The organism is Dellaglioa sp. BT-FLS60 (genome assembly GCF_054941065.1).
Genome location: NZ_JBSOLI010000001.1, coordinates 1 through 9774, shown reverse-complemented (window position 1 = coordinate 9774; position 9774 = coordinate 1). Strand labels below are relative to the sequence as shown.

The window sequence follows — 9774 nt, the reverse complement described above, 5'->3', positions numbered from 1 at the left end:
AAGCATTAAACGCGTTAGTTTTGGTTTTAGAAACTTTTATAGATTTCGCATCAGAATATTTTATACCCTTAAGATTCATACAAAAAAAGGCCTAATCACTAAGTGATTAGAACCTTCATAATATTATTCACCAACAATAGTTGACGAAGAGCCATTTTACTTATAATCTGGTTGCCGTTTTTACTTATTTAATACATTATCTTTAATCATACCGCTGGCTTTCATAAACATATAAATCACAATTGGCCCAACAAATGTAAATCCATACTTTTTCATATCTACAGCAATTAATTTAGATAGTTCAGTACTTGTTGGTACCTCATCATGCTCAGTGTAATCATTAATTAAAGGTTTGTTATCAACAAATTTCCATAAATAATTTGAAAAGCTACCATACTCCTTTTGAATAGATAAGATTGCTTGAGCATCATTAATAGTCGCTTTAATTTTACGTTCATTTCTAATCATATTTGTATCCATTAACATTTTTTCAATTTCATCAGGTAAAGTTGCTGCAACTTTACTGATATCATAATTATAAAAATATTTTGCAAAAACATCTTTTTTGCCCGCAATCATTTTCCAATTTAAACCTACCTGAAAAATGCCTATTATCAATAACTGAAATAATTTAGTATCATCATAAGTCGGCGTTCCCCATTGCTCATGATACCAAGTCCAACTTTTATCATTTTCCATTATAGTTTCCCTCATTTGATTTTCTCAATAGCCCATCCAAATTGACTATAATGCTAAAATGATACCTATTTTATTTTTACACCTTTATTTTTTCTTAGATTCCTCTTCTTCATCAATCTTCAAGACAGCCATAAACGCCTCTTGAGGAATTTCAACATTACCAACTTGTTTCATTCGTTTCTTACCCGCTTTTTGTTTTTCCAAAAGCTTCATACGACGTGTTCGATCCCCACCATACAACTTCGCTGTAACATCTTTACGGTATGCTTTAATATTTGTTCTTGCAATAATTTTTTGACCAGCTGCCGCTTGGACCGGAATTTCAAACATTTGACGTGGAATTAACGTCCGTAATTTGTTGACAATTCCTTTTCCGCGTTCAAAAGAGAAGTCTCGATGAACGATAAAGCTCAATGCATCAACGGCTTCACCATTCAACAAGATATCAACTTTAATCAAATCACTAGGACGATAGCCTTCTTCTTCATAATCAAGAGAGGCATATCCACGTGTATTTGATTTTAATTTATCAAAGAAATCAAAAATAATTTCTGATAAAGGCATGTGATAAATAATATTTACACGGAATTCATCTAAATAATCCATCGTGTCAAAGACACCACGTTTTTTCTGACAAAGTTCCATAACTGCACCAACATATTCATTAGGCACCATAATACTTGCTTTAACATAAGGTTCATTAATTTGCTTAATTGATGATGGCTCTGGCATTTCAGAAGGATTAGAAACAATCAACTTCTCACCATCCGTTAAATCAACATGGTAAATAACAGATGGTGCTGTTGTAATCAAATCTAAGCCAGATTCACGCTCTAAACGTTCTTGGACAACGTCCATGTGTAATAACCCTAAGAATCCACAACGGAACCCAAAACCTAAAGCTTGCGACGTCTCTGGTTCAAATTGTAAAGCTGCATCATTTAATTGTAATCTTTCAAGTGCTTCACGCAATTCATTATATTTTGAATTATCAACGGGATATAATCCACAGTAAACCATTGGATTAATAGCTCTATAACCCTCTAACGCTTCAGCTGCCGGATTATCTGCCAATGTCACCGTATCGCCAACTCGTGTATCTCGAATATCTTTAATTGCAGCAGTAATATAACCAACGTCTCCAGCCATTAAGAAATCACGATCAACCGCTTTGGGTGACATCACACCCACTTCTGTGACTTCATATTTTTTCTTACTATTCATTAATTCGATTGTATCGCCTGGCTTAACAACACCATCAACCAATCGAACACTTAGCACAACACCACGATAACTATCATAAATTGAATCAAAAATTAATGCTTTTAATGGTTTCTTTAAGTCACCACTTGGTGCAGGAACTTTTGTCACAATCTGTTCAAGCATCTCTTCAATACCAATTCCTTTTTTAGCACTCGCCAAAACAGCATCAGAAGCATCTAACCCGATAATATCTTCAATTTCTTGTTTAACCATCTCAATATTAGCAGATGGCAAATCAATTTTATTAATAACTGGCAAAATTTCAAGTTCGTCATCAATTGCCAAATAAACATTAGCAAGCGTTTGCGCTTCAACGCCCTGAGCAGCATCTACGACAAGCACAGCTCCCTCACAAGCGGCCAAACTTCTTGAAACTTCATAAGTAAAATCAACATGTCCTGGTGTATCAATTAAATGGAAGATATATGTTTCACCATCTTTAGCAAGATAATGTAATTCAACCGCATTTAATTTAATGGTAATACCACGTTCTCGTTCAAGATCCATTGAGTCCAATAATTGGTTTTTCATTTCACGCTTAGTCACTGTATCAGTCAACTCAAGGATACGATCCGCAAGTGTTGATTTTCCATGATCAATATGTGCCACAATCGAAAAATTACGAATGTGTTTTTGTCTCTCTTGCATTTCTTCAAAATCCATTAATAGCGTCCTACTTTCTTGTTTCTATCTCTTTTGATTATAACAATCAACTCTGCTAAACACAATTGTAGTTCGTATACAAAAAAAGATAGACTCATCCGGCAAGACGATTCTATCTTTTATTTGGTTATTTTTTACCTTTAAATTGATCTTTTAGCTTATCGAATAAATTGCCTTCACCAACGACATTTTTACCACTGGCTGTAGCAAATTCTTTTAAAGCTTCTTTTTGTTCTTTTTTAAGATTGCGAGGTGTTTCAATATTAACGGTAACTTGTTGATCACCATTACCTTTACCGTGTAATTTAGGCGCACCCTTATCACGTAATCTAAATGTTGTCCCTGTCTGAGTTCCAGCAGGAATTTTCATTTTAACATCACCATGAACGGTTTCGACAGTTACTTCGTCACCCAATGCAGCTTGGACAAAGCTAATTGGGACATCAATATAAATCTCAGAACCTTCACGATCAAACTTACCACTAGCTTGTACTCTAAAGATAATGTACAAGTCTCCATAAGGTCCGTTATTTTCACCGGCCTCACCTTGTCCTTGTAAGCGCATTTGTTGACCATCTTCAACACCTGCAGGAACAGTTACTTTAACTTCATGTCTTTCATCAGTATGACCTGAACCATGACATGTCTCACATTTTTCTTCAATTTCCTTACCAGTACCATGACAAACATCACATTCTTGTTCAGTCATCATATTGCCAAGTGGTGTACGACGTTCAACTTGAATAGTTCCTCGACCACCACATTTACGACACGTAATTGGAGAAGTTCCAGGTTTTGCCCCAGACCCGCCACAAGTAATACAAAGGCTTTTACGGTTGTATTTAATTGTTGATTCCTTACCAAAGACACCTTCCATAAAGGTTAATGTCATTTCATATTGTAAATCGCGACCTGCACGTGGCGCAGTTGGATCCTGAGAAGCACCACCGCCAAAGAATGAACTGAAAATATCTTCAAATCCACCGCCGCCAAATCCACCTTGTTGTCCTTGACCACCAAATCCTCGGTAGCCACCACCTTGAGCGCCAGCTGAACCATATTGATCATATTCAGCTTTCTTTTGCGGATCACCAACTGTCTCATAAGCTTCAGTAATTTCTTTAAATTTATCTTCTGCACCAGCATCCTTGTTAATATCTGGATGATATTTTTTAGATAACTTACGGTACGCTTTTTTTATTTCTTCAGGTGATGAATCTTTAGTCACACCAAGTACATCATATGGATCTCTGTTCTCTGCCATTCCCGTACCTCCGAATAACCTTTTTGGTTTTTATTGCTCTAAATAGAATACCATGCTTAACATGAAATAAAAAGCCAAAGTCCCAAAGGCCTTTGACTTTCTATCACACTCAAAATTTAGTAAAGATTATTTTTTGTCTTCAGGGTTAACTTCTTCGAAGTCGCCATCAACTGTTTCATCTTTAGGATCTTTAGCTGCGCCTTCAGCACCGGATTCACCTTGAGCATCTTGTGCTTGTTGATATAATTTAACCGTTAAGTCTTGAACGATTTTATTTAATTCGTCTTTCTTAACTTTCATATCTTCAACGTTGTTATCTTCTTGAGCTTTCTTCAAAGCATCACGAGCATCTTCAGCAGATTTAATTTCTTCTTCAGTTACTTTACCTTTTAATTCTTCTAAAGTTTTATCAACTGAGAATAATAATTGGTCAACTTCATTCTTCAAGTCAACTTCTTCTTTACGTGCTTTATCAGCTTCTTCATTTTCTTTAGCTTCATTAACCATGCGTTCAATTTCGTCTTCTGCAAGACCGCCTGAACTCTTAATTGTAATCTTTTGTTCTTTGTTTGTGCCTAAATCTTTAGCAGAAACATTAACAATACCATTTTTATCAATATCGAATTTAACTTCGATTTGAGGGATTCCACGAGGAGCAGCAGGAATATCGTTTAATTGGAAACGACCCAAGGTCTTGTTATCAGTAGCCATTGGACGTTCACCTTGTAACACATGGATATCAACGGCTGGTTGATTATCAGCAGCTGTAGAGAATGTTTGTGACTTACTTGTTGGAATTGTCGTGTTACGGTCAATTAACTTAGTGAAGACACTACCCATTGTTTCGATACCCAATGAAAGTGGTGTTACATCAAGTAAAACAACATCCTTAACATCACCAGTAATGACACCACCTTGAATTGCAGCACCAAGTGCAACAGCTTCATCAGGGTTAACTGATTGGTTAGGTTTGTGATCTGTTTCTTTTTCAACTAATGCTTGAACAGCTGGAATACGTGTTGAACCACCAACTAAGATAACTTGATCAATATCAGCATTTGTTAAACCAGCATCTTTTAAAGCATTTTGAACTGGAATACGTGTACGTTCAACTAAATCTTGTGTAAGATTATCAAATTGTGCACGTGACAATGTTGCTTCTAAATGTAAAGGTCCAGCAGCACCGGCTGTAATAAATGGTAAGCTAATTTGGGCACTAGTAATCCCAGAGACATCTTTTTTAGCTTTTTCAGCAGCATCTTTAAGACGTTGCATTGCCATTTTATCTTTTGATAAATCAATGCCATTTTCTTTTTTAAAGTTTTCAACTAACCAGTCCATGATTTTTTGATCAAAATCATCGCCACCAAGATGAGTATCACCATTTGTTGATAATACCTCAAAGACACCGTCGCCTAATTCAAGGATAGAAACATCAAATGTACCACCACCTAAATCAAAAACAAGGATTTTTTCATCTTTTTCAGTATTTTCAAGACCGTATGCCAAAGCTGCAGCAGTTGGTTCGTTAACAATACGTTCAACTTCTAAACCAGCAATTTTACCAGCATCTTTTGTAGCTTGACGTTGTGAATCATTAAAGTAAGCAGGAACTGTAATAACAGCTTTGGTTACTGATTCACCCAAGTATGATTCAGAATATTCTTTAATGTATTGTAAGATCATTGCTGAAACTTCTTGAGGTGTATATGATTTACCTTGAATATCAACTTTGTAACCTTCTTCACCCATGTGACGTTTAATTGATGCCACAGTATCAGGGTTTGTAATTGCTTGACGTTTAGCAACTTCACCAACTTGAGTTTCGCCATCTTTAAATGAAACAACAGATGGTGTTGTCCGATTTCCTTCTGGGTTTGTAATAATTTTTGCTTCTTTACCTTCCAAAACAGCAACAGCTGAGTTAGTTGTTCCTAAATCAATTCCAATAATTTTTGCCATAATTTTCTCTACCTCTTCTTATATTATTGAGCGACAACGACCATTGCTGGACGTAACACTCTATCTTTTAATTTGTATCCCTTTTGAAGGACTTGAACAATTGTATCTGCTTTCTGATCATCAGAAGCAGGCACTGTTTGAACAGCTTGATGAACAGTTGGATCAAACATCACATCAGTCGTTTCGATTTCTATAACACCATTATTAGTTAATGCTTTTTGCGCATCTTTGTAAACTAATTCGATACCCTTTTTAAGCTGTTCACTATTTTCAGTATCAACCTCAATAGCCAATGCTCTTTCTAAGTTATCGATAACGGGTAAGACATCTTTAGCTAATGATTGTCCGCTATATTTCAAGAGTTGTTCCTGTTCTTTCTTGAAACGCGTGTTCATGTTTGCCATTTCGGCTTCTGCTCGTAGATATTTATCCTCCATTGCATCCAAACTAACTTGTAATTCAACTAATTTATCTGCATCAGAAGGTTTTTTACTAAATTTTTCTTTTACTTTATCAGTAACAGAACTTTTTTTATCATTTTGATTAGTTGTTTCATTTGACTGATGTTGTTCTTGTGCAACGTCTTCTTCAACTAAATCTTCTTTGTTATTTTTAACCACACACAACACCCCTTTTCTTATTTATCAAATCGTTGATAATAATCTAATAATTTTTTTGCAAGTTCATCACTAAACGCATCTAGCAATCCAATCATTTTCGAATATGGCATGTTTGCTGGTCCCAATAATGCGATAACACCCTGACCATGGTCACTCACATCATAACTAGCTGATATAAGGCTATAGTTATCAAGTAATTGATTTGTTAGTTCTTCACCAATTTTGATTTGAATGGGTTTACCTTGACTCCCAATTAACTCGCCAATATTCTTATTATTCGATGTATCGACTAAATCGTATAGTGATTTCAATTCATCCACGTTACTATCAGCCGCAAAATCCAATATATTAGATTTGCCACCAACAAAAACTTGTTCACGCGTGGCTTGCTTCAAAATATTACCTAAAACATCTAAAATGCCATCAGGTTGACGCATATAATTGATCAACATCACTGGAATACTTGTCCTTAACTTTTTTGATACCTCAGCTAAAGGCAATCCAATTAATTGATCATTCAACAACCTCGTAACAGCCTCTAAATCGGAGCTATTGATTGAACTAGGAATACCAAATGTTTGATTTTCAACGACACCACTACTCATCACAAGAATAGCCATAATTTGATGGTTACCTAATGGAACCAATCGGAAACCTTCAAGTCGGCTTTCCGCTGTTTCAGGTCGTAATGAAATCGCCGTATAATTTGTTAAATCTGAAAGAATCTTAGTCGATTCCGCAAAAATTTCATCAATCTTTTGAAAGTGAACACCAAGAGAATTCTGAATATTTACTAATTCTGCTGCTGGCACGACCCCAGGTTTAACAATATGATCAACATAATATCGATATCCCAGAAATGACGGAATCCGACCAGAAGAAGAATGTGTTTTTTTAATAAGCCCTTTATTCTCCAAAGCCACCATTTCATTTCTGATTGTTGCTGAACTAACATGCATTGGTAAAAAATCAACAACCGATTTAGAACCAACTGGTTGACCAACCTCTGTGTAAACTCTGACAATTGCTTCTAACACTAACATCTGTCTTTCTGTTAGCATGGTCAATCACCTCTTTTTAGCACTTAACACTATTGAGTGCTAACACAACTATTAATATACTAAATGTTTGGATTATTGTCAAGGAATGCACTCATTTTTTTTTAAAGAAAAATGACTAACTAAATGGACGCCACTTAGTCAGTCATTAGTGCTTATTCATGTTAATTAAAATAAGCATTCGTATTTTTTTTATCTTGATTTAATTGTGCAATTAAGCCATCAATACCATCAAATTTAACTTCACTTCTTAAATATGCCAACCATTTAACCGTGACAATTTTACCATAAATCATTTCATTAAAATCAAATAAATTAATTTCAACCGTTAATTCACGGTCCTGACCAAACGTCACATTATAACCAATAGACGCCATTCCTCGATACCAAATATCATCTACTTGAACTTCTGTCACATAGATGCCAGGTCCCGGAATTCGAATATGTTTATTAAATGCCAAATTTAACGTTGGAAAACCAAGTTCTCTACCCCTAGCTTCGCCATGAACAACTTCACCAATCGTCTCATATTCATAGCCAAGTAACTCATTAACACTGCTCATTTGTCCGGCATCAATTGTAGCCCTTATTCTAGTTGAACTTATCTTTTGATTACCAGCTGTTAGTTCTGGCACAGTCACAATTTCAAATTTTTGTTGGGCATATGACGATAATACAGCCATATTTGCGATATCTTTTTTACCATAAGTATAATCAAATCCAGCAACGACAATTTTTGCATGTAAAGCAATCATATACTTGTCAACAAACGCTTGTGGCGCTAAATTTGCCAAATTATCATTCAATGTCAGGACATAAAAAATATCAACACCCAATTTTTCCATTAATGTAATTTTCTTTTCCATAGACGTTAAATATTTAATACTTTGTTCAGGTGTTTTTTGGAATTGAACCGACGGATGTTTATCAAAAGTCATCACCGCAAGTTTAATATTCTTTTCATCAGCTTTTTTCTTAGCTGTTTGTATCACTTCTTGATGTCCTAAATGGACACCGTCAAAAAAACCCATGGCAAGTGAAATAACATCACTGTCAATTTCTGTGGGATTATATGGCTCAGTTAAATAAATAACTTTCATGTCACACTAACTTCCTTTATCCTAAATCAAACATTGTTTCAGATTGATAACGATGATTTTCATTATTCAATTTATACAAACATCTAATTTTATTTTCATAAACTAACGCAACTATTGGTTCATTATTAAACGAATTAACCGATAAAAACCCACCATTTCGAACAATTGCCCATTGTTCATCAGTTAATTCATACTTTTTAAATGCTGTTAAAGCAGCATCAATTGGATACAATAATGATTCTAACGTTCCGTTGTCTTTGGCTTCATTTAATTGCGCCAATGTGAAGGCCTTATCAATTTTAAAACCGCCACTTTCTAATCTAGTTAAATCAGACATAACAGCAGGTACACCTAATTTTTTTCCAAGATCAACTGCTAACGTTCTCACATAAGTTCCTTTACCACATGCAACTTCAAAATAAATTTTTTGTCTTTTAATTTCAGCATCATATTCTGCAGGCTTTGTTTGCGTAAACGACGTAACCGTAATTTCTCGTTCCGGACGCTCAACTGTTTCACCTTTACGCGCATAATCATACAATCGACGCCCATTAACTTTAATAGCTGAAAACATTGGTGGAATTTGAATCATTGTCCCAGTCATTTGACTCATAACAGCATCAATCTCAGCAGCGGTAAATGGTTCAAGAATATCTTTTTCTTCGATTGTTTCACCATCTAAATCCTCAGTTTCCGTGGAAAACCCAAGCGTAATTTCACCCGTATACACTTTACCAGAATTCATCAAATAGTTTACTGTTTTTGTTGCCTTACCAATACAAATTGGTAAAACACCATCAACGTTTGGATCTAAAGTGCCCGAATGGCCCACTTTTTTTGTTTGAAAAATACCACGGCATTTGAAAACACAATCGTGACTAGTCATACCTCGTTCTTTAAATAGTGGAATAATTCCGTCCATTGTCCTACCTCCGTTAATATACTTTTAATAGTATAGCATAATCATCAAAACTAGGATATTGTAAACAATACACTATTAAAATTTTTACAAAATAACGGCTCTACAATATTTGTTGTTGGTGATAGAAAATCTATCACTGGCGGCAATTTTTTTATATAATAATACAAAAAAGGGAACTTCGTTTCCTTTAATGGCCAGCCAGCCCAAAAGAAAGAGGTTCCCT

The 9774-nt window shown here is 35.1% G+C and carries 8 protein-coding genes; all 8 read right to left on the bottom strand.

Annotation, left to right across the window (positions count from 1 at the left end):
- Window positions 1–180 precede the first annotated feature (180 nt).
- The 8 genes from ACVQ8P_RS00040 to truB all read right to left on the bottom strand — a co-directional run bounded on the left by ACVQ8P_RS00040 (window position 181) and on the right by truB (window position 9551).
- Complete coding sequence (locus ACVQ8P_RS00040; protein WP_462296824.1) at window positions 181–699, bottom strand: DNA-3-methyladenine glycosylase I; 519 nt, start codon at window positions 697–699, stop codon at window positions 181–183.
- An 84-nt stretch (window positions 700–783) separates the two neighbouring features.
- Complete coding sequence (lepA, locus tag ACVQ8P_RS00035) at window positions 784–2625, bottom strand: translation elongation factor 4 (RefSeq protein WP_462296823.1); 1842 nt, start codon at window positions 2623–2625, stop codon at window positions 784–786.
- Between the two features lie 127 nt (window positions 2626–2752).
- A complete protein-coding gene (gene dnaJ / locus ACVQ8P_RS00030; RefSeq protein WP_462296822.1) occupies window positions 2753–3889 on the bottom strand; it encodes a molecular chaperone DnaJ in 1137 nt (378 codons plus the stop codon).
- A 126-nt stretch (window positions 3890–4015) separates the two neighbouring features.
- A complete protein-coding gene (gene dnaK / locus ACVQ8P_RS00025; RefSeq protein WP_462296821.1) occupies window positions 4016–5851 on the bottom strand; it encodes a molecular chaperone DnaK in 1836 nt (611 codons plus the stop codon).
- Between the two features lie 23 nt (window positions 5852–5874).
- Window positions 5875–6471 carry a nucleotide exchange factor GrpE gene (grpE, locus tag ACVQ8P_RS00020; protein ID WP_462296820.1) on the bottom strand — a complete coding sequence of 199 codons (597 nt, stop codon included), beginning with the start codon at window positions 6469–6471 and terminating at the stop codon, window positions 5875–5877.
- Between the two features lie 17 nt (window positions 6472–6488).
- The gene (gene hrcA, locus ACVQ8P_RS00015) at window positions 6489–7532 is read right to left on the bottom strand and encodes a heat-inducible transcriptional repressor HrcA (protein WP_462296819.1); all 1044 of its coding nucleotides are present in this window, start codon (window positions 7530–7532) and stop codon (window positions 6489–6491) included.
- A gap of 161 nt (window positions 7533–7693) precedes the next feature.
- On the bottom strand, window positions 7694–8629 hold the full coding sequence (ribF, locus tag ACVQ8P_RS00010) for a riboflavin biosynthesis protein RibF (RefSeq protein ID WP_462296818.1): 936 nt from the start codon (window positions 8627–8629) through the stop codon (window positions 7694–7696).
- A 16-nt stretch (window positions 8630–8645) separates the two neighbouring features.
- Window positions 8646–9551 (bottom strand): tRNA pseudouridine(55) synthase TruB, encoded by a 906-nt coding sequence (gene truB, locus ACVQ8P_RS00005; RefSeq protein ID WP_462296817.1) that lies wholly within the window; start codon window positions 9549–9551, stop codon window positions 8646–8648.
- Between the last annotated feature and the right edge of the window lie 223 nt (window positions 9552–9774).

What these genes read in the sequence shown, in the direction of transcription:
- ACVQ8P_RS00040 (WP_462296824.1), bottom strand. Translation starts at nt 699, where the DNA reads ATGGAAAATGATAAAAGTTGGACTTGGTATCATGAGCAATGGGGAACG.
- lepA (WP_462296823.1), bottom strand. Translation starts at nt 2,625, where the DNA reads ATGGATTTTGAAGAAATGCAAGAGAGACAAAAACACATTCGTAATTTT.
- dnaJ (WP_462296822.1), bottom strand. Translation starts at nt 3,889, where the DNA reads ATGGCAGAGAACAGAGATCCATATGATGTACTTGGTGTGACTAAAGAT.
- dnaK (WP_462296821.1), bottom strand. Translation starts at nt 5,851, where the DNA reads ATGGCAAAAATTATTGGAATTGATTTAGGAACAACTAACTCAGCTGTT.
- hrcA (WP_462296819.1), bottom strand. Translation starts at nt 7,532, where the DNA reads ATGCTAACAGAAAGACAGATGTTAGTGTTAGAAGCAATTGTCAGAGTT.
- ribF (WP_462296818.1), bottom strand. Translation starts at nt 8,629, where the DNA reads ATGAAAGTTATTTATTTAACTGAGCCATATAATCCCACAGAAATTGAC.
- truB (WP_462296817.1), bottom strand. Translation starts at nt 9,551, where the DNA reads ATGGACGGAATTATTCCACTATTTAAAGAACGAGGTATGACTAGTCAC.